Origin of the sequence: Xenorhabdus taiwanensis (assembly GCF_036512875.1) — a bacterium.
In the GTDB taxonomy this organism is placed as follows: domain Bacteria; phylum Pseudomonadota; class Gammaproteobacteria; order Enterobacterales; family Enterobacteriaceae; genus Xenorhabdus; species Xenorhabdus taiwanensis.
In genome coordinates this window covers 2,057,608-2,080,677 of record NZ_AP028978.1, presented here as the reverse complement: position 1 = coordinate 2,080,677, position 23,070 = coordinate 2,057,608, and the positions used below count along the sequence as shown (strand labels likewise).

The 23,070-nt window shown below is 40.1% G+C and carries 21 protein-coding genes; 10 read left to right on the top strand and 11 right to left on the bottom strand.

The window, feature by feature from the left end; genetic code table 11:
- The first annotated feature begins 83 nt into the window (after positions 1-83).
- Both ACE1SE_RS09355 and ACE1SE_RS09350 read left to right on the top strand, forming a co-directional pair.
- Positions 84-1,124 (top strand): oxidoreductase, encoded by a 1,041-nt coding sequence (locus tag ACE1SE_RS09355; RefSeq protein WP_374050660.1) that lies wholly within the window; start codon positions 84-86, stop codon positions 1,122-1,124.
- Between the two features lie 28 nt (positions 1,125-1,152).
- Positions 1,153-2,142 carry a bile acid:sodium symporter family protein gene (locus ACE1SE_RS09350; protein WP_374050659.1) on the top strand — a complete coding sequence of 330 codons (990 nt, stop codon included), beginning with the start codon at positions 1,153-1,155 and terminating at the stop codon, positions 2,140-2,142.
- Positions 2,143-2,181: 39 nt separating this feature from the next.
- Here ACE1SE_RS09350 and add read toward each other — a convergent pair whose 3' ends face one another.
- From add to manA, 3 genes are all read right to left on the bottom strand, one after another.
- Positions 2,182-3,183, bottom strand: coding sequence for an adenosine deaminase (gene add / locus ACE1SE_RS09345; RefSeq protein WP_374050658.1), 1,002 nt, complete (start codon positions 3,181-3,183; stop codon positions 2,182-2,184).
- A gap of 74 nt (positions 3,184-3,257) precedes the next feature.
- Positions 3,258-4,721 (bottom strand): YdgA family protein, encoded by a 1,464-nt coding sequence (locus ACE1SE_RS09340; protein ID WP_374050657.1) that lies wholly within the window; start codon positions 4,719-4,721, stop codon positions 3,258-3,260.
- A 126-nt stretch (positions 4,722-4,847) separates the two neighbouring features.
- Complete coding sequence (gene manA / locus ACE1SE_RS09335) at positions 4,848-6,020, bottom strand: mannose-6-phosphate isomerase (RefSeq protein WP_374050656.1); 1,173 nt, start codon at positions 6,018-6,020, stop codon at positions 4,848-4,850.
- 172 nt (positions 6,021-6,192) lie between these two features.
- Here manA and fumC point away from each other — a divergent pair, with 172 nt between their 5' ends.
- Positions 6,193-7,587, top strand: a complete 1,395-nt coding sequence (gene fumC / locus ACE1SE_RS09330) for a class II fumarate hydratase (RefSeq protein ID WP_374050655.1) — start codon at positions 6,193-6,195, stop codon at positions 7,585-7,587.
- Positions 7,588-7,647: 60 nt separating this feature from the next.
- Here the strand turns inward: fumC and tus are convergent, their stop codons facing one another.
- Positions 7,648-8,574, bottom strand: a complete 927-nt coding sequence (gene tus, locus ACE1SE_RS09325; protein WP_374050654.1) for a DNA replication terminus site-binding protein — start codon at positions 8,572-8,574, stop codon at positions 7,648-7,650.
- Between the two features lie 208 nt (positions 8,575-8,782).
- On the opposite strand from tus, the gene ACE1SE_RS09320 reads away from it, so the two are divergent.
- A complete protein-coding gene (locus ACE1SE_RS09320; protein ID WP_374050653.1) occupies positions 8,783-9,415 on the top strand; it encodes a helix-turn-helix domain-containing protein in 633 nt (210 codons plus the stop codon).
- A gap of 114 nt (positions 9,416-9,529) precedes the next feature.
- Here ACE1SE_RS09320 and ACE1SE_RS09315 read toward each other — a convergent pair whose 3' ends face one another.
- The gene (locus tag ACE1SE_RS09315) at positions 9,530-10,735 is read right to left on the bottom strand and encodes an MFS transporter (protein ID WP_374053632.1); all 1,206 of its coding nucleotides are present in this window, start codon (positions 10,733-10,735) and stop codon (positions 9,530-9,532) included.
- 202 nt (positions 10,736-10,937) lie between these two features.
- Here ACE1SE_RS09315 and ACE1SE_RS09310 point away from each other — a divergent pair, with 202 nt between their 5' ends.
- The 3 genes from ACE1SE_RS09310 (at position 10,938) to bioD (ending at position 13,997) form a co-directional block, all read left to right on the top strand.
- The gene (locus ACE1SE_RS09310) at positions 10,938-11,858 is read left to right on the top strand and encodes a LysR family transcriptional regulator (RefSeq protein WP_374050652.1); all 921 of its coding nucleotides are present in this window, start codon (positions 10,938-10,940) and stop codon (positions 11,856-11,858) included.
- A 142-nt stretch (positions 11,859-12,000) separates the two neighbouring features.
- On the top strand, positions 12,001-13,200 hold the full coding sequence (gene mlc / locus ACE1SE_RS09305) for a sugar metabolism global transcriptional regulator Mlc (RefSeq protein WP_374050651.1): 1,200 nt from the start codon (positions 12,001-12,003) through the stop codon (positions 13,198-13,200).
- Between the two features lie 128 nt (positions 13,201-13,328).
- Positions 13,329-13,997, top strand: a complete 669-nt coding sequence (bioD, locus tag ACE1SE_RS09300; protein ID WP_374050650.1) for a dethiobiotin synthase — start codon at positions 13,329-13,331, stop codon at positions 13,995-13,997.
- A gap of 57 nt (positions 13,998-14,054) precedes the next feature.
- Here bioD and ACE1SE_RS09295 read toward each other — a convergent pair whose 3' ends face one another.
- The 6 genes from ACE1SE_RS09295 to ACE1SE_RS09270 form a co-directional block, all read right to left on the bottom strand.
- Positions 14,055-14,339, bottom strand: a complete 285-nt coding sequence (locus ACE1SE_RS09295; RefSeq protein ID WP_374050649.1) for a DUF1161 domain-containing protein — start codon at positions 14,337-14,339, stop codon at positions 14,055-14,057.
- A 30-nt stretch (positions 14,340-14,369) separates the two neighbouring features.
- Positions 14,370-14,726: a DUF1283 family protein gene (locus ACE1SE_RS09290; protein WP_374050648.1), complete on the bottom strand. Its 357-nt coding sequence runs from the start codon at positions 14,724-14,726 to the stop codon at positions 14,370-14,372.
- 69 nt (positions 14,727-14,795) lie between these two features.
- Entirely contained in the window at positions 14,796-15,542 is a 747-nt protein-coding gene (ydfG, locus tag ACE1SE_RS09285; RefSeq protein ID WP_374050647.1) for a bifunctional NADP-dependent 3-hydroxy acid dehydrogenase/3-hydroxypropionate dehydrogenase YdfG, read from the bottom strand.
- 230 nt (positions 15,543-15,772) lie between these two features.
- A complete protein-coding gene (locus ACE1SE_RS09280; protein ID WP_374050646.1) occupies positions 15,773-17,476 on the bottom strand; it encodes an ABC transporter ATP-binding protein in 1,704 nt (567 codons plus the stop codon).
- A gap of 197 nt (positions 17,477-17,673) precedes the next feature.
- A complete protein-coding gene (locus tag ACE1SE_RS09275) occupies positions 17,674-18,600 on the bottom strand; it encodes a dimethylarginine dimethylaminohydrolase family protein (RefSeq protein ID WP_374050645.1) in 927 nt (308 codons plus the stop codon).
- A 33-nt stretch (positions 18,601-18,633) separates the two neighbouring features.
- Positions 18,634-19,347 (bottom strand): phosphatidylserine decarboxylase, encoded by a 714-nt coding sequence (locus ACE1SE_RS09270; protein WP_374050644.1) that lies wholly within the window; start codon positions 19,345-19,347, stop codon positions 18,634-18,636.
- Between the two features lie 671 nt (positions 19,348-20,018).
- Here ACE1SE_RS09270 and ACE1SE_RS09265 point away from each other — a divergent pair.
- Genes ACE1SE_RS09265 through ACE1SE_RS09255 form a run of 3 tightly spaced genes read left to right on the top strand, consistent with a single transcriptional unit; the run spans position 20,019 to position 23,048 of the window.
- A complete protein-coding gene (locus tag ACE1SE_RS09265; protein ID WP_374050643.1) occupies positions 20,019-21,449 on the top strand; it encodes a gamma-aminobutyraldehyde dehydrogenase in 1,431 nt (476 codons plus the stop codon).
- Positions 21,450-21,465: 16 nt separating this feature from the next.
- Positions 21,466-22,239 (top strand): nuclear transport factor 2 family protein, encoded by a 774-nt coding sequence (locus ACE1SE_RS09260; protein ID WP_374050642.1) that lies wholly within the window; start codon positions 21,466-21,468, stop codon positions 22,237-22,239.
- Between the two features lie 53 nt (positions 22,240-22,292).
- Positions 22,293-23,048: a FadR/GntR family transcriptional regulator gene (locus ACE1SE_RS09255; RefSeq protein ID WP_374050641.1), complete on the top strand. Its 756-nt coding sequence runs from the start codon at positions 22,293-22,295 to the stop codon at positions 23,046-23,048.
- Positions 23,049-23,070: the final 22 nt, after the last annotated feature.

The window sequence follows — 23,070 nt, the reverse complement described above, 5'->3', positions numbered from 1 at the left end:
TTTGCTAACGTGTGAGAGGTGGTGATACTTTCTGATGCCTGATTACTCGTTTACGATATTATGTTCATTTTTTAGAGGCAGTTATGAGTGATTTTTTAAAAGTTGGTTTGGTAGGTTATGGTTATGCAAGTAAAACTTTCCATGCTCCATTGATTGCAGGAACACCCAATATTGAATTGGTTGCCATTTCCAGCAGTGATGCAGATAAAGTTAAAAAAGACTGGCCAACAATATCAGTCGTTTCCTCTCCAGAAGAACTCTTCATTGATCCCAACATTGACCTTATTGTGATCCCAACACCCAATGATACTCACTATCCATTAGCACAAAAGGCTTTGGCGGCAGGTAAACATGTCATCGTTGATAAGCCTTTTACTGTTACGGTAGAACAGGCTCAATCACTGAAAAAGCAAGCGGAAGAAGCTAATTTATTGTTGTCTGTATTCCATAATCGTCGTTGGGATTCTGGCTTTCTAACGGTGAAATCAATCATCAAAGAAAATAAATTGGGAGCCCTGAAATATTATGAATCCCATTTTGATCGTTACCGTCCCGCTGTTCGTCAGCGCTGGCGGGAAGCTGCCGGAGCCGGTAGTGGCATTTGGTATGATTTAGCTCCCCATTTACTGGATCAGGCTGTGCAGCTTTTTGGCAAACCACAAGCTATCACAACAGATTTGGGCATGATGCGTCCGAATGCAGAGACGGCTGATTATTTTCATACCCAGCTCACCTATTCTGATTTGAAAGTTGTGTTACATGCAACCATGCTCGCAGTGGCAGAATCACCTGTTTATACATTGCATGGTATGGCTGGCAGTTATACCAAGTATGGGTTGGATACTCAGGAAGAGCGTTTAAAGTTAGGGGAAAGGCCACCACGGGCTGACTGGGGATATGATGCACGGGATGGTTATGTGACGTTGTCACAAGATGATAACTTGGTTACGAAAGTTGTTCCTACTGTACCTGGCAATTATGGTGCTTATTATGCTGCTATTCGTGATGCGATTTTGTTTGGAAAACCGAACCCAGTGACGGCCAGCGAAGCTATTTTGATTATGAAGCTTATTGAAGCAGGTGAAAAATCGGCAAAAGAACAACGCACAATCTTAATTGACTAATTAAACAATGGCGGGTGGGCTTATATTGATGAACGTGTTGCAGAAATTAAGAATTGATCCTTTTTTAGTTATATTGATTACGGTAGTTATCATTGCCTCATTTTTTCCTTGTGAAGGTGAAGCTAAAAAGTGGTTTCAGTACTTAACAACGGCCGCTATTGCGTTGTTATTTTTTATGCATGGGGCAAAGTTATCCCGTAATGCCATTTTGGCAGGAATAGGGCACTGGCGGTTGCACTTGGTGATTTTCACTAGCACTTTTATTTTGTTTCCCATACTGGGTATGGGATTAAGTTTCATCGTGCCGGAGTGGATGTCACCAACAGTTTATATGGGCTTTCTTTATCTTTGTGCTTTACCCGCCACAGTGCAATCGGCTATTGCTTTTACTTCCGTTGCAGGGGGAAATGTTGCTGCGGCGATATGCAGTGCTTCTGCTTCAAGTCTATTAGGCGTATTCCTGTCGCCATTATTGGTTGGTTTTTTGATCCAAGCTCATGAAGGAGGAGCCCAAACTGATACCTGGAAGGCGATAAAAGATATTATCTTGCAGTTGATGGTGCCTTTTATTGCTGGACACTTATCGCGCCCTCTGATTGCCAGTTGGGTGGAAAAACATAAAAAATTGGTCAACATGACGGATCGTTCTTCTATCTTGCTGGTGGTTTATGTTGCATTTAGTGAGGCGGTAGTGGAAGGTATCTGGCATAAAATCGATGCTTATTCACTTTTCATGATTGGGATCGTCTGCTGTGTTTTATTAGCTATCGTATTAATAATTAACGTATATAGCTCGCGTTTGCTGGGTTTTGGTAAAGATGACGAAATCACTATTGTGTTTTGTGGTTCGAAGAAGAGTCTGGCTAATGGTGTTCCAATGGCGAATGTATTATTTCCCGCGCCAATGGTAGGCGTGATGCTGTTACCGCTGATGATTTTCCACCAGATCCAACTGATGGTTTGTGCTGTCCTTGCTCAGCGTTATGCACAGCGCCTAAAAACAAAAAAGGCAGAGTAGTTTTCTGCCTTTGTGACAATTTAGAATAAATAATGTTTCTTAGCGGTTGGCGACTTTTTCTTTCAGTGCCTGTTTTTCTGCTTCACTAAGGAATGCAGTTGCCAAGCCATTAATCTGTGCCTGTCGGATCTGCGCTGGAGACAGCCCTGCGGCTGGTGCAGCAACGTTATACTCATGACGAATTTCAATCCCTTCTACTGCTGGGTCATCTGTATTGATTGATGCCAAAATCCCGTGCTCAAGGAATTGTTTCAGTGGGTGAGCTTGTAAGGAGCTGACTGTGCTGGTTTGCAGGTTTGATGTCAGGCAGGATTCAATACCGATGCCATGCTCAGCCAAATAATCCATCAGGGCTGGATCAGTGATTGCTTTGACTCCGTGACCAATACGCGTTGCACCCAATTCACGAATAGCGTGCCAGATGCTTTCCGCACCTGCGGCTTCACCAGCATGTACACTAATATTCCAGCCCGCATCACGCGCTCGGATAAAATGTTGTTCAAAGAGATGGCCTGGGAATCCTAATTCATCACCGGCCAAATCTAATGCGGTGATATGTTGTTTATGGGCAAGAAGTCCAGCGAGTTCTTCGGTGCAAGCTTTTTCTCCAAATGTTCTGCTCAGGATACCAATTAAACGAATCTGAATATCATGTTGCTGGCTTGCTGAGTGAATACCATCGATCACTGCTTCCACGACGCCTTCAACGGGAAGTTGGTGCTTCATGGCCATGTAATACGGGGAGAAACGTAATTCAGCATAGTCAAGACCTGCATTGACCGCATCTTCAACGTTTTCAATGGCGACTCTGCGGCAAGCCGCCAAATCGGCAAGTACAGTCACACCCCAATCCAATTTTTGCAGGAAACTGACAAGATTAGGTTCATTTTCAATGATCTGGACATGGGGACGTAATGCTTCCAGCTCATAAGCTGGGAGTGGAATATGATGTTGACGAGCAAGATCCAAAATAGTTTCAGGACGGATATTACCGTCAAGATGACGGTGTAAATCAGTTAGTGGAAGCTGTATGTCAATCATTTTCTTATCCTTATTATCAAATTTTATATATAAAAAAGCCAGCCAACGTGTTGGCTGGCAAGAAAGTAAAAGCACTATTCTGCAAGGCCATTATCAAGCAGGAATTGATGTAAGTTAGACTCGTTGTCGTTTAAGTTGACTTTATCATTGGCGTAATGGAAGTTAAGGCCAATGACGCCGTCTTTATCAGTAAGGATTTTGTATTTAATTCCTTGTTGAGTAATCATCTGAACTTGTTGTTCTGCTTGCGCTTCTGCGGCAGCTTTATCCTGACCATCTAGCATCAATGACTGAGCAATAGATTCTATCAACATGGCTTTCGGTACATTAATGTGCAAGGTCAATTCCTGAACCAGAGTACGAGCCATTTCTTCCGGTCCCATAAGTTGCAATGCACTTTTATCTTCCGGAATATTTTGTAAGGAAAGATTGAAATCTACTGAACTTTCACCTTTGCTGTTTTTCCAACTAAAAGGAGAAATGCTGAATTGTGGATTGTTATTCAGAAGGAGATGTAAGTTACTGAGGATCGCCAGAGAAGTTGTATCATAAGATACTTTATCCGTAGTCAAGGCTGCTTCTGCCGCATCATTATAGGCTTGGGTGAATTTACGTACAGACTGACCATCGAGTTTTTCCATACCCAGAGCTAACTTACCAGAGCCAAACTCTATATCCTTAATCTTTACACCATCAATGCTATAAACGATTTTGATGTTCAGATGGTCTTTATCCTCACCTAAATTGGATGTCACTTTCATTCCCTTAAGAGCGATATTTGGCTCATTAGGAATTCCATTCATGCTGAATTCGCCAATACTGTAGCTTTGATCTCCGGTATAGATATCAAATTTACCTTTTTTATTATCTCCATTAAAATCAATACCCTTAAGCGAAATTGTCTCTTTTTTGGCAGGGTCACTAAAAGACAGTTCATCACTTTTGACTGTGAAGGAAAATTCACTTAGATCATGATTAACGTTGGCACTGATTTTTGCGCCTGAAAATGACAGAACCCGTTGGTCACCATTTTCATTCGTTTCTGTATGATTAATAGGGATTAACTCAATGTTAGCAGAGAGCGTACGGCTATAACTGACCTTAGCATCTAAATTAAACAGTGATTTTTCATTTGTGATATTAAAGAGTTTTTTCAATGCGTCATTTTTTTCAAGTTCTGCGTGGATAGAGGCCATTTGGGGTATGAGGTTGAATCTCTTCAGGTTAGAAGTGGGAAATGGCCCATGATCAATTGTCGATTTGAAAATGATTTCTTCATTTGGCGGGATATCGGCATTTTTTACACCATCCTTGATGGTTAGGATCAAACGGACATCGGAGCTGAAAATACCTCGTTTGAAATCTTTTGCTTGCCATTCTATGCCACTTTCAGGAAACGATTTTACCAGTTCAGTGTTCGCCTGTTTTATGAAGCTATCTAAACGATCTTCAAGTTTCTTACCTGTATACCACGATGCTCCTGTCCATACGGCACCCAGAGCAACAACAACGCTTACTGCAACTAACGATTTTTTCATGTGGAAATCCCATCCTTTTAACGCATATACATGGATGTATTATGCGTTTTGTATTTATGTCAAAATTCACTGAAAATATGATTAACTATCAATAAAAATAATCATAACCATATGAGTATAATAAAATTAATTAGATACTCTGGCTATTCTCCCCTTACCATAAACAGTTACGACTTTTTCAATAGCAGGCAAGAAGATTGATTCACCTGAGAGTAACCTCAACTGCTGTTTATCAGTGCTGATCACTGCTTGCCCTTCAACACAAAATAGAACCGATGCTGAATTATTTTCCAATGAGATTGGTTGTTCTGAAACAGAATAAACAGAAAAACAAAAATCATTAACAGGAACAGAGTAATTCAGTGCATCTTTTTCCTGTCTTGGTTCGGTTAGCAAAGTATCGGCAGCTTTTGGAATAAAATCCAGATTAGCCATTAATTCAGGGACATCAATATGCTTGCTGGTTAAGCCAGCACGCAATACATTGTCAGAATTGGCCATAACCTCTAAGGCGACGCCATCAAGATAGGCATGGGGAGTACGGGCATATAGAAACATCGCCTGGCCGGGTTCGAGTTCAACGACATTGAGCAAGAGTGGTGCAAACAGTCCATTATCATCGGGATAGAATGAAGCCATTTTTTTGATGGTATCCCACGGTTCGCCCTGATGACAGTTTAATGCTGACTTTAAAACAGCCATCGCCAAATGCTTTTGTTCTCCTTGCATATTCAATAACTGTGAAAACAGAAACGACAGATTTTTTTCAGTCGGTTGCTGGAGGAATGTTGGAATATCTGGATGTGCGGCAGAAACATAATCCAATAATTGCGCGATCTCAGATAAAGGTCTAAAAGTATTCATGGCCTTGAACGGAGTCAGCGCATAGACCAATTCAGGTTTATGATTATCATCTTTGTAGTTGCGTTGTGCTGAGTCTAACGGTATCCCTTGTGCATTTTCTTTGGCAAAACCTATTTCTGCTGATGTTTTATCAGGATGCACTTGAATAGACAGTGGTTGAGCAGCACACAATACCTTGAACAAGAAAGGCAAGCGCTGGAATTGCTGGGCTACTTTTTCCCCAAGGTATTTCTCTGGTTCTTTGTCGATCAAAGTATTCAAGGCGATAGTTTCACCCGTTTGAGGGTCTGTGACCAGTGAACTACATTTTGGATGTGCTCCCATCCATAGTTCTGCCATTGGCTGATTATCCGCGTTCTCTATACCATAAATATCCGTCAGAGCGGTTTTACTTCCCCAGTCATAATGTTGGATTTTGTTGGTCATTTTCAGCATGGCAGAATTTCCTATAATAAAAAGTAACTTATTTATATGACAACAATACAATAAACACGGTCAGGTCGCATTATCGATAATAAATTTATGGCATGATAAGAAAATGCCGACTAATTTATCTGCAAAGTTTGTTCCGGCGTATTCAATTATTCTGTGTGCTAAGGAGATAGTAATGGCAGCCACTCGCATTGAAAAAGACTCAATGGGACCTATCGAAGTACCTGCTGACCAATTATGGGGGGCGCAAACTCAGCGCTCACTGGAGCATTTCCGCATTTCTCAGGAAAAAATGCCTGTTGCATTGATTCATGCTCTTGCATTGACTAAGCAAGCAGCGGCCAGCGTTAATATGAATCTGGGCCTTCTGCCTAAAGAGCGTGGCGAAGCAGTTATTGCTGCGGCGAAAGAGGTGTTAGAAGGCAAACACCCAACAGAATTCCCTCTTGCTATCTGGCAGACCGGTTCGGGAACCCAAAGCAACATGAACATGAATGAAGTGTTGGCGAACCGTGGTAGTGAGATCCTTGGTGGTAAAAGGGGCAATGAACGTCTGATTCATCCTAATGATGATGTTAACAAGAGCCAAAGCTCTAATGATGTTTTCCCAACGGCCATGCATGTTGCAGCAGTTACTGCATTGCGTGAACATCTGTTACCAGAGTTAAGAGTGCTTCAAAAAACCCTGGCAGATAAAGCGGAAGCATTTAAAGGCATCGTAAAAATTGGCCGTACTCACTTACAAGATGCCACTCCACTGACCTTAGGCCAGGAAATTTCCGGCTGGGCAGCCATGTTGACGCATAACTTGAAACATATTGAAGAGAGTATCCCTCATGTGTGTGAACTGGCTCTGGGGGGGACTGCGGTAGGAACTGGTCTGAATACCCATCCTGAGTATGCTGTCCGTGTTGCGCAGAAGATTGCTGAATTATCTGGTCATCCTTTTGTCACTTCGCCAAATAAATTTGAAGCCCTGGCAACTTGTGACGCACTGGTTCACTCACACGGTGCATTGAAAGGTTTGGCTGTATCATTAATGAAGATTGCTAACGATGTCCGTTGGTTGGCTTCTGGCCCTCGTTGTGGTATTGGTGAGATTTCCATTCCTGAAAATGAACCCGGTAGCTCCATCATGCCAGGTAAAGTGAACCCAACTCAGTGTGAAGCGATGACTATGTTATGTGCTCAGGTGATGGGTAACGATGTGGCTATCAACATTGGTGGTTCGTCTGGTAACTTTGAACTGAACGTATTCCGCCCAATGGTTATCCATAACTTCCTGCAATCTGTTCGTTTGCTGGCGGATGGTATGCGTAGTTTCAATGAGCATTGTGCTATTGGTATTGAGCCTAATCGTGATCGCATCACCCAATTGCTGAATGAATCACTGATGCTGGTAACGGCATTAAATACTCATATTGGTTACGATAAGGCTGCTGAAATTGCTAAAAAAGCACATAAAGAAGGTCTGACGCTGAAGCAGTCAGCACTCCAGTTAGGGTATTTAACTGAAGCTGAATTTGATGAGTGGGTTCGCCCAGAAGATATGGTTGGCAGCATGAAGTAATGCTTGCTATATAAGCAAAAATGAAAAAACCGGAGAGCATCTACTCCGGTTTTTTATTTCTCAGATTTCTTTGTAGAGATGTAAGCGGGGAATGACCAGCTCAAGTGGCTTAGCTTTGGGTTTATACTTATGTTTAATTGCGTTGGCATTGTAGTTGGACAAAGTGCCGAGTTTAGGTTTGCTTTCATTATATTCTGTATAGAAGACAATCACAGGAATCGGACAAGCATATTGGACTTGCTTTTGTATTTCTGAATACCATACACGAGTAATGGGTTGTACTTTTACTGGTCGTTTGATTTTCAATACCACATCATCGGGTAATTTTTTAATATCGGTAATCTCTAGTGCCACCAATGCTGCCCATTGATCACTGGAGTAGGGGGGGACTGCTTTGCCAGCATTGTAGCTTTTCTCCAGCTTTTCCAAAATTTGTTGCTTGGTGACTTTATTGATGATGTTCTTATTAGCCCACCCAAAATTAATGGAATCAGGATCTAACAGAGGAGTGATAGTACGATAGGCATTCAGGGTAATAAGGCCGCGCAAATGATCATGAACAAATTCAAATCGTTGTTCTTTGCTGATACCTGATTCTTTGGTAACGATATTTTCTAACTCTATTTTTAATTGGTTTACTTCATTAATGACTTCCATTGCTTCTTTATATTGCTGGTGGTTAACAGAAAAACACAAGGCGCCAGGCAGGCGGCTCGCAGCTTTACTGCTGACATTAGGGTTATTATGGTATATGAATAGCTTCTGATAGAAGTGTAAACCTACATTGAGCGCTTCATTCCCCTGTAGCTGATTGACGATAATTTCGGTTATTTTTTCATGTTCTTCACCTTTTTCAATTTTCGGTAATTCAAATACCCGGGCATCAATAAGCTTATAACTCATTAACAACTCAATCAGTTCAGATAGCTTTTCTTCTTGTTTTTTAAAGCAAGTTGTAAGTGATTCTATTGACAAATACTTATTCATGATTGTTCTCAGCAATCGAAAATCAGAAGGAAATTTAGTTACAACATACTATTAATATAAAACCAACCACAAAAAAAATCAACAACCTACCATTCAAAATGTCAACTAAACAGAAAACACCTATTGCGAAATAATTTAGCATTGTGATAAAAAATCAATAACACATTAATTGAAAGATAGAATGGGTTATACACCAAGGTTGTTAAATATGAAAAGATTAGTTAAGCCAGTAAATTCCTTTAAGAAAGTGCTCGATGCATTGTTACCACACTCAGAATTGATCAAAGCTGATTTATCAACACAAAAAAAAGTGATTAAAATAGAAAGTGAATTTGCTAAGTTTTTTTTATTAGAGCAAGGATGTATCAATATGCGCAGAATCAACGACAATTTAATCATTGCTACACTTTTTTCACCCTACATTATCGGATTATCTTTCTATTCTGGAGCAGAAAACTATTATTCCATTGAACTAGGGGAAAGTTGTAAACTTTATCAAATTCCTCGGGTTAGTGCATTGAACACCATAAAGAAGCATGACCTCTATAGAGAGTGGATGAGAATAATTTCCTATAAAATATCTTTCCTATATGCCAGAGATATTAGCCTTTTCCGTCATTGCAATAGGGAAGTCGTGTGTAGTTTGTTATCTCGCCTGATGACTTTACCGACAGAATTCAGAGAAAATATTACGGCAATTAAATATATAGAACAAAGATGCACACTTTCACGCAGTTGTATACAACGAGTGTTATTCTCTCTAAAAAAAGAAGGATGCATTGAAATTATTGATGGATATTTAACAAAAGTCTTAGTGTTACCGATTGAGTCCTATTATTAAAATATATTTCAAGCATCAGATAAATAATGAATAATTCAGGTTATTTTAAATTAATTGCTTAAAAAGCCGGCATTTTATTTGAATTAAATTATTGATGCCGGCAGCTATATTTTATTATTTTGGTAATTTATTGAGTTTTAAGCCTAAATAAATAGCAATCATCATTAATAATGAAATAAATACAACAACACCGTTCCATGCAAAATGGAACCAGAATATCCCACCTAACGTTCCTGCAATACTGGAACCAGAGTAATAACAGAATAAATAAAGTGATGAAGCTTGTGCTTTGGCGCGCTTGGCTCTCTGTCCTATCCATCCACTAGCAACTGCATGAGCGGCAAAAAAGCCCGTTGTCAATATCATCACTCCTAATATTATTGCCCAGATAGGGGAAAATAGGGTGATCAAGCAACCAATTAGCATCATACCAATAGCTGCTAACAGTACTTTTCCTCTTCCATACTTACTTATCAATCCACCAGCTTTAGTTGCACTGTAAGTTCCTGTTAAGTAGACGACAGATAGCAAACCAACAATAGTCTGACTTAAATTATAAGGTGCTTCTAATAATCGATAACCAATGTAGTTAAACATAGCGACAAAACTTCCCATAAGTAAAAAAGCTTCGGCAAATAGCAGGGGAAGACCTTGATCACGAAGGTGTAGTTTCAAATTGATAAACAATGATTTAGGTTTTAATGAACTGGATTTAAAGTGTTTGGATTCCGGTAACATCTTCCAAAACGCAAGGGCGGAGATTAAAGCAAATGTACCAAGTAAGATAACGGCAATCCGCCATGAATAGTGATCAGTGATCACACCAGTAATCAAACGTCCACTCATTCCCCCTATTGAATTACCACTGATATAGAGGCCGATAGATAAGGCTACATAACTAGGATGAATCTCTTCACTTAAATAAGTCATCGCAACAGCAGCAACACCACTTAATGATAAACCCACCAGTGCACGCATAAACAAAATCCCGTGCCAACTTGTTACAACAGAGCTTAAGAGAGTAAAAATGGCGGCGGCAATAAGTGATACTACCATGACATGTTTACGGCCAAGTGCATCGGATAAAGGGCCTGTTATTAACAGACCGAGGGATAACATTCCGGTGGAAAGGGATAAGGCCAAACTACTATTGGCCGGTGAGATGTCAAATTCATCTGACAAAATTGGCAAAATAGGTTGAACAAAATAGAGTAATGCAAATGTTGCCAGTCCTACAGCAAAGAACGAGAGAGTGACTCGCAGGTATACAGCATCTTCACGTTGAATGTAAGGCTGTTTACTTTTGTATCCTTGATTAATCGTGTTTTCAACATCTCTTTCAACGCCAGAGACTGCTGATTTTTCACTGACGCTTTGGATTGTATTCACGCTACTTCCTTATCTATGTAAAACAAACGTTAATTACTTGATGTAGATCAAGGATAGGAATTCATGAATATTTTGTCTAATATATTAATCATTTAAAATGATATTTTTAAAATATCAATTGGAGTAATAAATAATGACTACTAATATTGAACTCAGACACTTGCGTTATTTCATTGCTGTGGCAGAAGAACTGCATTTTGGACGAGCGGCAGAACGATTGAATATCTCACAGCCACCATTAAGCCAGCAAATCCAAGCGCTGGAAGCAAATATAAATGCCCAGTTACTGGTACGTAATAACAGAAATGTTAATTTAACACCTGCCGGACATATGTTTCTTCAGGAAGCATATCAAATCATTTCCCAGGTTGATGCTGCCGCAACTAAAGCTGCCAGAATGCAGCAAGGGGAGTTAGGGGAGATATCGATTGGCTTTACATCCACCACACCTTTTATGCAAAAAGTAACTCTGAGTTTACGTCAATTCAGGGAACGTTATCCTGATGTCGCCATCCATATGCATCAAATGAATACTAAACAGCAAATCGCGCCTTTGCAGACAGGCAGAATCGATATAGGGATTATGCGTAATACGTCATTGCCCGATAACCTGGAATATCAGTTACTTTTCCGCGAGCGTTTTATGTTGGCCGTATATGATGATCATCCTCTGCTGAAGTACACTAATGAAGGTGTGAATTTGGCAATGCTATCTGATTATCCGTTGGTGTTTTTTGAGCGTGATGTAGGAACGGCACTGTATGATGAAATTATTTCCTTATTGGCTAATGTGGGAGTGGTTCCTACGATTTCTCAGGAAGCGGGGGAAGCCATGACGATATTAGGATTAGTTGCTGCGGGATTAGGGATAAGCATTATTACGGAGTCGTTTACCCGAATGAAATTGGATGGTGTTCAATATCTGCCTTTAGCAAACAATCCTGCTTACTCCGAAGTCTGGCTGGTTAAACATAAAAATTACAATAACAGCGCTGCGGCAGATCGGTTAACTCATCTCCTGATTTCAAACATTGTGGATGAAGCTAATAGATGAAACTGTTCATCAAAAACAATAATTAAGATAAGTTCGTGTGAAAGATCACATTTCTACCTTAAACGGATATCTTCTCATTTAAACAGAGACATAATCTTCGTTATTAATTTTTTAGCAGTGTGAATTAAATGCAGGAGGCGAGGTGAGTGTTGATGTTCAACCAAGTCATATTGACCAAATCAGACAGACCAACATTGGGTTGGTTTATCGGTTAATTGATCAATATGGGCCTATCTCGCGTATCGCTCTTGCCAAAAAAGCTCAATTGGCACCAGCCAGTATTACTAAAATCACACGGGAACTCATTGATGCACATTTAGTGAAAGAAACCGAATTTCCTGACTTCGGTTTTAGAGGACGTCCTGCTGTTGGGCTGAAAATAGATAGTGAAGGGTGGCAATTTTTATGTATTCGCATTGACGAAGGGCGTATTGTCATTGGGCTTCGTGACTTGAGCGGTAATCACGTCGTTGAGAAGCAATCAACATTCTCTGCGCTTCATAATTACTCTTTCTTAGATTGTATCGTCAATGAAATTGATAACTTCTTTTTTTGTCATCAATCTGCCCTGGAACGCTTAACAGCAATCAGTATTATTATCAATGCGATAGTAGATCCGGTTAATGGGGTTATCCATAGTTCGCCATACTATGATATCCATGATCTTCCTCTAGGAAAGTTTTTACACCAACGCACAGGACTGCCAATTTTTCTGCAACATGGTATAGCCGCATGGACAATCGCAGAATCTTTATATGGAGCAGGAAAAAACTACCAGAATCTTATCCAGATTGTTATAGATGACAATGTCGGCGCAGGAATTATGACAGCGGGGCAAATGCTCCATGCAGGAAATCATAGTGTCGTAGAAATTGGGCACATTCAAATCGAACCCAATGGCGAACATTGTTACTGTGGTAATATCGGCTGTCTTGAAACAGTGGTGGGTATCAAAAAAATTTTGCAGAAATTTCACTCTCAGACGGAAAGACAATCTGGCGCCTTGACAATTGATTCACTTTGTCAGGCAGCTATAGATGGTGATCCACGGGTAACAGAAATTGTTTGTGATACTGGAGAACGAATAGGACGCATCATGGCGATTATGGTCAATATCTTTAATCCCGAAAGGATCCTGATTGGTTCGCCGCTGAACAGCGTTAAACATATTCTCTATCCCGCCATTCAGCAACAGATAGCACAGCGTTCATTTCCTGGCTATAGCCAACAAGTTGATATTGTGGCTACCCAATTTGACAATACAGGCACATTACCTGCGGCAGCCTTAATTAAACAAGCATTGTATAATGGCGAATTACTGCTCGAGCTCATGCAAGGATAATCCCCATTACGCAAAACATTGAGCTAACGCAACCCCTATCTTAAACACATCTCCTACACTCTAACCTTGCTCGTTAAAGAGAGTAAGTAACCGGTCAATCTATTCTGTTATTACGGAAAAATGAATTTATGTTAACGCGCTTATTTGTTACAGGCACGGATACCAACATCGGTAAAACAGTTGTTACCCGCGCATTATTGCAAGTCTTTAATCGTGAAGGAACAACCGCAGTAGGATATAAACCTATTGCGACAGAAAAACTTGAAACTCCGGAGGGAATACGTAATCGTGATGCTTTAGTCATACATAAGTCTTCACCGGTACAAGTGGATTATGAAGAAATCAATCCTGTTGTTTGGGAAAACAATTATGAAGAAGAAAATCGTGCTGATTTTACTCAAATGACAAAAGGTCTAAAAAATTTAGGTTATAAAGCAGATCGTGTCATCATTGAAGGTAACGGTGGTTGGCGGATGTTGCTGGAAGATAAAACGTTTTATTCTGATTGGGTAGTGCAAGAAAAACTTCCCGTCATTTTGGTAGTTGGCATTCAGGCAGGTTGTGTTAACCATGCTATTCTAACGGCGCAATCCATTGTGAATGATGGTATCCCCCTGATTGGCTGGGTTGCTAATCGCATCAATCCAGGACTGGCACATTACGCCAAAGTATTGGAAAGGTTACAGCGTCACATACCAGCTCCACAGTGGGGAGAAATACCTTATCTTTTAAGGCCAGAAGAACGCGACTTATCTTGCTATCTGGATGTTTCTGCGATATTGGCATTTGATGATTAAAAAGAGAAATAAAAAGGGAGTAAGTTACGCTCCCTTTTCCGAAAGTCAGAAAGAATATTACTTCTGGCCTTTCTTATCATGAGAAAGACGGACATAGACTATTTTTTGTTTACCATTATCACAATGACCAACAACTTTTCCACTTGTCGTATTGTGTTCAGTAACTTGATCACTAGGAACTAAGTCAAGTCTAAAATCCGTTGCTGAAACACCATTTTTAATGATTTTCTGCGCAATCTCTTCTTTCAGGCTTTCACATGTTATCTTTTGTGAAGCTTGCACAGTAAAGGAAGAAAGTGCAAAAAACAAAGCTCCGGTCAGTAGGATCTTTTTCACCATCATCTCCTTATCTTGATATCGGTGTTGATTTTATTAAGGTTTAATCGGGCGGCCTGTATTGATATCCAGACAACGTTTTGTGCTCGGTTCCCAATAAGCATTAATATCGACACTTTTTAAACAGGTTTCACGATTATCAGCTTCAGCTTCATACTTATCAAACTCTTTTTCTTTACGTTTGTCCGCTTTATGACGCAATCTTCTCTGTTCATTCCATTCTTCTTTGCTTTGACGAGCCATTTCTTTGCTTAAGGAAGTTTCTCCACCATTGATGGTTACACACGTACTTTCTGACGCACATGGCGTAGAAAACGCGGATGTCTGCCAAAAGAAAGAGAATACCAGAGCAGTAGCAGAAATACTTTTAACAATCAAAGAACGAACGTTCATTTTTGAACCTCTTTTACTATATTACTTAAACCATAAGAATGAGCCATTTAACGAGACTGCTAAAAAATATTAGTTCCTATATACGCTTAGACCCGCGAATGACTGGCAAACTGGCATCATTTCCAATGTATTAATATTGACGCGAGAAGGCAGGTTAGCAACCCAAAATACCGCTTCTGCAATATCGTCCGCCGTCAATGCATCAGCGCCAGCATAAGTTTTATCAACTTTTTCCTTATTACCTTTAAAACGGACATGAGAAAATTCAGTTCCTTCAACCAGACCAGGTTCAATATCGGTAACTCGGATATTCTTTCCATGTAAGTCAGCTCTCAACCCTAAACTAAATTGTTTGACAAAGGCTTTAGTAGCACCATACACGTTACCGCCTGCATAAGGCCAATTTGCTGCGGTGGAACCAATATTAATAATGTGTCCATGATTAGCTTGTACCATATTAGGCAACAAAGCCCGCGTCATGTTCACTAATCCTTTTGTATTGGTATCAATCATTGTTTCCCAGTCATCAGGGTTAGCTTGGTGAGCGGGTTCTAATCCTAACGCAAGCCCTGCATTATTCACAAGAACGTCTACATTACGTAGGTTATCTGGTAGTTGTTGAACTGTTTGCTCGATTGCAGTGCGATTTCTCACATCAAGTTGGATGGGATTGAAGTTTTCACCCAATTCATTTTTCAATTGATCTAATCTATCCTTACGGCGTCCTGTCGCAATGACGATGGAGCCATGTTTGATAAATTTTCTTGCAATTGCCTCACCAAAACCAGAAGTTGCTCCTGTCACAAAAACAATCATAACTATCCTCTTATCTGCAATTTATTATCGTCATGTCCATATTAGTAGAAAAAGTTGTTTCCCATTAGTCAAGACGAAATTATGGATTTATTGTCAATCCATTGTTTTTTAACATGATTATTTGAGTATGATTTAAAAGCTTTAGAATTGAAATCGGGAAATTTACTTTGGATGAATATCTTAAGATAAACATAATGGCCCGCTAAATGCGGGCCTGGAAAGGTCAGTAATTAGTTTACTCTTGTCTGTTCCATATATTCTTGTAGAGAGCCATCAAATGCAATTTTCCCTTTGTCGATCCGGATTACTCGCTCAGCCAGTCTAAATACACGCGGATCATGGCTTATCATGAGCACAGTTTTACCACGAACGATATTGTTCAATGACTCGGCAAAGCTATTTATTTTACTATTGTCCAGATAGGTAGTTGGTTCATCAAATAGCAGTATTTCTGGCGTTCTAAGGTACAAACGCGCTAACCCAATCACCTGCCTTTCACCGCCCGACAAAGAAGAACCTTTTTCGTCAATATATGAATCCAGGCCATCCTTCAATTTGCCCAACAGTTCATTACCACCGGCTTTAATCAACGCAGAAATCATCTCTTCTCTGGTTGATTCTGTATTGGCAATGTGCAGATTATCGTATAACGTGCCTTTTATAATCTGAGTCTGTTGTGACATCACGCCAAATTTTTGCAACCAACGCTGAGAATCGGGATTATCCAGAACTTCACCAAAAATTGAAACATAGCCTTCGTTTACGTTTAATGGTGTTAAACCAGTCACGATATCAAAGATTGTACTTTTACCTTGACCGTTATCACCGACGATAAGAATTCGTTCTCCTTTTTGTATAGAGATATTCATATCTCTGAACAAAGTATCCCTGTCGTTATAGGAGAATTTTTTGACATTGATATCAATAGCATTAGCACTATAATTATCCACTGGTTGGCTCTGTTTGCGATTGTCTGGCTGATAAGCTCCCAACAATTCAAAGACCCTGTCCAACAACGATTTGAGTGAAGCAAATTTATTTAAATGATTACTGTATCTCTTAATCGAATCAGACATTAATTGTTCATAGGTAAATGCAGCAACAAAGTTACCAGGGTTGATCGTTCCATCCATCAATAGCAAACCACCATACCAAAGTACGGCAATTGTCGATGCTAACTGTGCAAAAAAGCCAAGAGGAATAGATAGAGACATAAACAACCCAGTGATCTTCTCAACATTTTTCACTTTAGTATTGGCATCATTAATTCTCTTTTTCTCCGACTCTTCAGAATTGAAAATCTTGACAGACTTAATCCAAGAAAGAGATTCTTGGATGACGCCAGTTAATCGTGAGTTATAAATTTGCAAAATTCTTTCATAAACAGCCACTCGGTTAGTGATTGGCTTGCTGATTAGAGTAGTCAGACAAACCATCATAAATGCCAAAATAGCCAATTTAATATCAATCAGAGCCATGGCAATAAATGGGCCAATTATTGATAACGTATCATAGAGAAATTCGCTATATAAATCTCTAACTCTATCTGATACAAGGTAAGTATCATTTTTTATTCTAAATGCCAGATTCGCTGAATGAAATTTTCTGGTGATATGATAGGGAAAAGAAAGGAAAGAATCGACCAGAGATTTCCTCATATTATAACTCAGTTCTGATGCATTAATTGTTTGCATCCAAATAATAATAGCGTGGCTGATAACAATCAATAATGATACTGAGATTAGAGAAGCAATTAATTCATTAAATGAGAAAGAAAGAATTAGTTTATCCTTCAATAAAGTATTGACTAATTCCTGAACCAGAAATGGAAATAAAACTTCGGCTAAAGCTGCCACTACCGTAAAAACAATAGCCAGCACCAATGCTGTTTTTTGCTTACGTATAAAAGAATAAAGGAATATAATATATTTCATATACTGATCACTGTTAAGTTATCAATCTAACTAGTATAGACAACATGTTAAAACTTACCATCCTATCAAAAAGCGACTAACTCCATCCTTGGAATACATTTATCCTATGTCAACAAAATACAATTTATATTGCAACTAACTCAATAATTTTGAGTGAAATTATGTGATCAATATTATTGAATAATTTACCGCAATTTTTAGATCACTTGTATTTTATAAGAATATCTATTTAAATGCATAACCATGCAGGAAAGCAGAGCGCCGCTCTTCATATATTCAGATAAATTGAAAAGTTTTGGTGTTAATGCCAATTTAGAGCAAATTTTTTCCAGCTCATGATTTTTGTTCATTTCATAGATATACTCCTCTGTACCTGCTTTCAGGTCATTAATATTGGATGAACAGAGAATATGCTGATTGACTCTGACAGAGTTACAAATCCCACTGTATGCAATATCTTTACTGATACTGATAATGTTGGTTACTTTTTCCAGTTCTTTCAGCTCATCACTGCTGAATCCTCCGGTATAAACGAGCGTATTTTCTTTATCCAGTGGGAAGATGCTGCAATCCAAATGGTAAAGATAAGGATCTCGTTCTTCCACTTTCACGATTTTGAGGCCGAATTTTTCTTCCATCCAGTCATAGGTTTTAATATCACTTCTTATTCCATAACCGCCGACCAGTACATTATCATGCAAATGTTTTAACTCAGCTTCACCTTCAAAATAGTAGGGAGCAACTTCAGTTTTATAGCCTAATGATTCAAAAAAACTTACCCCAATAGGTGTTTCTGATCTTCTGATTTCTGAGGCAAAATTGGCAACTATTGCGGTTGGATCTTCATCTCCAATAATAATTCCCAAGTTAGCAACATATACTTGATCTTGTAGTTCTTGGTGAGTATCCGATGGCAGCAAATAGACCAACGATTGCGATGACATAAAGCTATATAGCTTATAGAACTGTCTTAAAGCCACTTTGCTGTTAACATTGATGGTAGACTCATCTATTTCCTCCATCCAGATATTATTTTTTACATTGGTATTTAATGAAAATGGAGGAGCTAATAAAAATACGGGCATTTTCAGATCAGAAATGATTTGGGTAGAATTCTTTAACATCTTAAAACCTCAATTTTAGTCTATATTATTTGTTTACAAAGAGTTATCATTGATTCTAACTAACTTGGTTATACCACCAGTAACATGTTCTTTTTCAGTTACCAATGAAGTTAATTCATCATCATCAGTGACAGGGATCACCAAGTCGACTTGTGAACCATATCGAATCATTGAAAATCTATCACCCTGATATACAGGAGTATTTTGTTGTATATGGAACGGTGTTATCGTATCAACATCATAATCACCGACTTGAACCATATAGTATTCTCGATTAATGCCAGGCGAGTAGACTTTATTGACGACTCGTTGGTTCAGATATAAATAGTCGTCATAAACTAATTCAATGTTCTCTTTATAAAAAATATTATTCTCTACATCAATCATTGGTAGATTGTTGGTTTCCAGAGGTTCATGTTCCGCATAACTCAGGATACCATCGTAAGGAACTCTATTAATATGCACGTCATAGCATGTCATAAAGATACCAATGACAAGCGAACGTTTATCATAATGTTTATCTCTGATGATATCCTGAATACTATATTTTTTTCCTTTTACTTCGGTGATCGCTTCATCTGGGTTTATTATTCCGCTATAGATAACGAACCCATCAGCAGGAGATAAAAAATACCTATCATCTGTATTGATCGTTCTCGCAGGGTCTCTGAAAAAACCTTCCTGAAAATAAGTTTCAGGTGGAAGATCAGGGAGTCCATTAAATATCGATTTAATGGCTTCATTCATTTTGTTACTCATTATTACCTCTAAAAATGCTCATCAATTAGAACATGAAACAGAGAAAAAACAACAGTATACAAACAGTCACAGCGAGATATGTTACAGACTAATATTAATGATTCAATTTTATTTTTTTTATGGGCATGTTTATTTTTTGTTTGTCAATAAACAATATTTTACCTAAGTTAACTAGACTGATATGTATAGCCAACTAAATATAAATATATTGATGATATAAATTATGGGTAGTAAGGTAGTGTATTATATATATCTGTCAGTGATATTTATCACAAATGTAGCATAAAATTTAATTAAAATTGAAGAAAATGGAGTTTTCAGGGCAATTTTCAATCCATCTTAATACTTAAAATAGGGAGGTCTTATGAAAAGATATAACTTTAAAGTCAATTAAAAGTAATGTTAGGTTTAATATATGGACACTAGCTTGAAATTACATAAACTTCCTATCTATCCAGTCCGTAAAATATGAATTTTTCGATCCTTCTCACAGATTTGAATATTTTTTCCTGACGAGAATACTTAAAGTTACACGTATGTATCTAACTTCCCTCTTATTTTTACATTTTTGCTACAAATTTGACTAAAATGCAACCGGTAAATATATTAAATCATAGGTTATATTTTATCCATTTAATCCATGAGGAGAGGAAGTAACTATGCCGATACCAACACTCAGGCATTTCATTAATGGTCAGCATATTGAGACTAAAGGTTCCGAATATTTTGATCTGGTGAGTCCGGTCACTGGTGAATCTTATGCACGTTCTCCTAACGCGACCGCGGCGGATGTTGATGATGCTTATGCATCGGCTAAAGAGGCATTCAAAGTATGGAGACGCAGCACACCTTCGGCTCGTCAGCGGGCGCTGTTAGCGTTGGCTGATACGATAGAAAAAAATGCTGAACGTCTGATTGAATTACAAAGCCGAAATACAGGGCAGCTTAAGCACCTGATTGCCTCCGAGGAGGTTGCGACATCTGTGGATCATATCCGCTTCTTCGCTGGTGCAGCCCGTTTTTTGGAAGGCAAGGCTACAGCTGAATATCTCCCTGATATGACTACCAGTATCCGGCGTGAACCGCTGGGCGTAGTGGGGCAGGTTACCCCATGGAACTATCCGTTGATGATGGCGGTGTGGAAAATAGCACCTGCTCTTGCAGCAGGTAATACCGTAGTACTTAAACCAAGTGATACCACACCAGAGAGCACTTTGTTACTGGCTGAACTGTCCGCTCCGTTTTTCCCTGCTGGTGCCTTTAACGTGGTATTGGGTAATGCAAGCGCGGGTGCTCTGGTCGTTTCACACAAAACGCCTGCTATGGTTTCTATCACGGGTTCCACACGTGCAGGTTTTCAGGTTGCCTCTTCGGCGGCGGCTAATATCACCAGAGCGCATCTGGAGCTGGGTGGCAAAGCGCCGGTGGTTGTTTTTGCTGATGCAGATATCGACAAAGCAGTGGATACCATCGTTACAGCAGGGTACTTCAACGCTGGTCAGGACTGCACCGCGGCTTCACGTGTGCTAGTGCATGAATCTGTCCACGATATCTTTGTCGCTAAATTGGTGGCAGCAGCTAAAGCTACCCGTTTTGGTGATCCAGAAGATAAAGAGGCGCTGTATGGACCGCTTAATAATATTCGTCAGTTGGAGCAAGTCAAAGGGTTCATTGCGCGCCTGCCTGCTCATGCCCGTATCGAAACAGGAGGCCGTCAGGCTAATCGTTCAGGATATTATTTTGAACCTACGGTAATTACTGGTCTGGAGCAATACGATGAAGTGATTCAGACTGAGATTTTTGGCCCTGTTATCACCGTGCAGAAGTTCCTAACAGAACAGGAAGCTATCGAGAAAGCTAACGATGTAAAATACGGATTGGCTTCCAGTGTCTGGACCCGCGATCATGGCCGCGCGTTACGCTTGTCTCGTGAGCTTGATTTTGGAACTGTCTGGATTAACACCCATATTCCTCTTACGGCAGAAGCACCACATGGTGGCTTCAAGAAATCTGGATACGGTAAGGATTTGTCGGCTTATGGCTTCGATGAATACACACGTATCAAACACGTGATGAGTTCCAATGACTGATACAAGGATATCCACAATGAATCAAAATAGATCCTTGCGTGATCTGGTATCACGTGCGCACCACGAACTCTTTACTGACCGCGATTTGAGAGCGCTTGAGCGTTATTTTGCGCCGAATTTCATCGAACATTCTCCACTAGTCAAAGACGGCCTTACCGGACTGCGTGAGCTGGTCCAATCTCATCCTGAACTGCATCATGAAACATTTCGCATACTACAAGATGGCGATCTGATTGCTATCCACGGCCGTTTCACGGGTTTAGATGATCAGCCGTTGGTCGGTTTCGATCTTTACCGGGTTGCCAATGGCTTAATCGCAGAACATTGGGATGGCTTAGTACCGCAGTCCGCGCCCAACGCCAGTGGCCGGACTCAGTTAGATGGTCCAATTGAAACAGGCCATAGTCATGACAAAGAGAAAAATCGCGAACTGGTGGTTAATTTTTTCACGCGGTCTCTGATCGAAGGACATTATGATGAGTTTGGAGATTACACCAATGGTAAGGAGTTCCGCCAGCACAGCCCCGATATTCCCGATGGTACAGCTGCGGTCATTGCATTTCTAAAACAACTTAAAGATGAAGGGCGGGGCCTGCATTATGCAAAAATCCACCATACAGTAGCCGATGGGCAGTTTGTTCTGACCCACTCAGAGGGGAGTATTGCCGGAGCGCGTCACAGTTATTTTGAGCTATGGCGCGTCGAGAACGGCAAAGTGGCTGAACTTTGGGATGCTATCACACCAGTACCGGAGGATGCGCAAGCGCTGCACCGCCACGGTATTTTTTAGCGTTGTTTGCAGACATGCTGAAATCCTGTGTCATTTCAGTCAGGAGTTAGAGAATGACGGCATATTCCATCGTCTACGCACCACTTGAACAGGCCACCAGAACCGAACAGGTTGTGGAACGTTTAAGTAATGCGATCATTTCCGGGATATTACAAACTGATGAGCAGTTGCCTAACGAAAACGAGTTGTCGCGGCTACTGGGTGTGTCTCCGGTAACTGTTCGCGATGCTCTGAACACGCTACGTGCCAGACAGTTGATTGATACCCGGCGTGGACGTCATGGCGGTAGTTTTGTGTGCCAGGTTTCCGTTGAGATGATGAGAAAATATCACCCGTTGTGGCTGATGGCTTCAGGAGAACTGGCGGATTTCAGCGAATTTCACTGTGCAGTGATTGGTCACAGCGCGAGGCTTGCAGCTCAACGTTCAACGCCAGATGAACTGAAAAAGCTTGAGCAACTGATTGAAAACTTTGCTGCCGCGACGCAGCCGGATGTCCGCATACAAACAGATATGCGTTGTCTGTTAACTCTGGCATCCCAGGCACAGTCAGCTAGGCTTGCCAATCAAGAACTGGAAATACAGGCTGAATGGGCCCCTTTGATGGTGTTTCTGTATCGAGAAGCCGCTATTCACAGTGAGGTTGCTGCTATCTGGCATACACTCTTGGCCACTTTGTATAAGGGGGATGGCCTCGCCTGTTACCAGCTGGCACAGAAGATGATTATCCGAATTACTGACCACCTGCTTGAATGCAAATTGCGTATGGATACTGATGTGTCATTTTTGCAGAGATCTGAGCGTGAGTAATGTGGCTGCATTTATCCCTGAA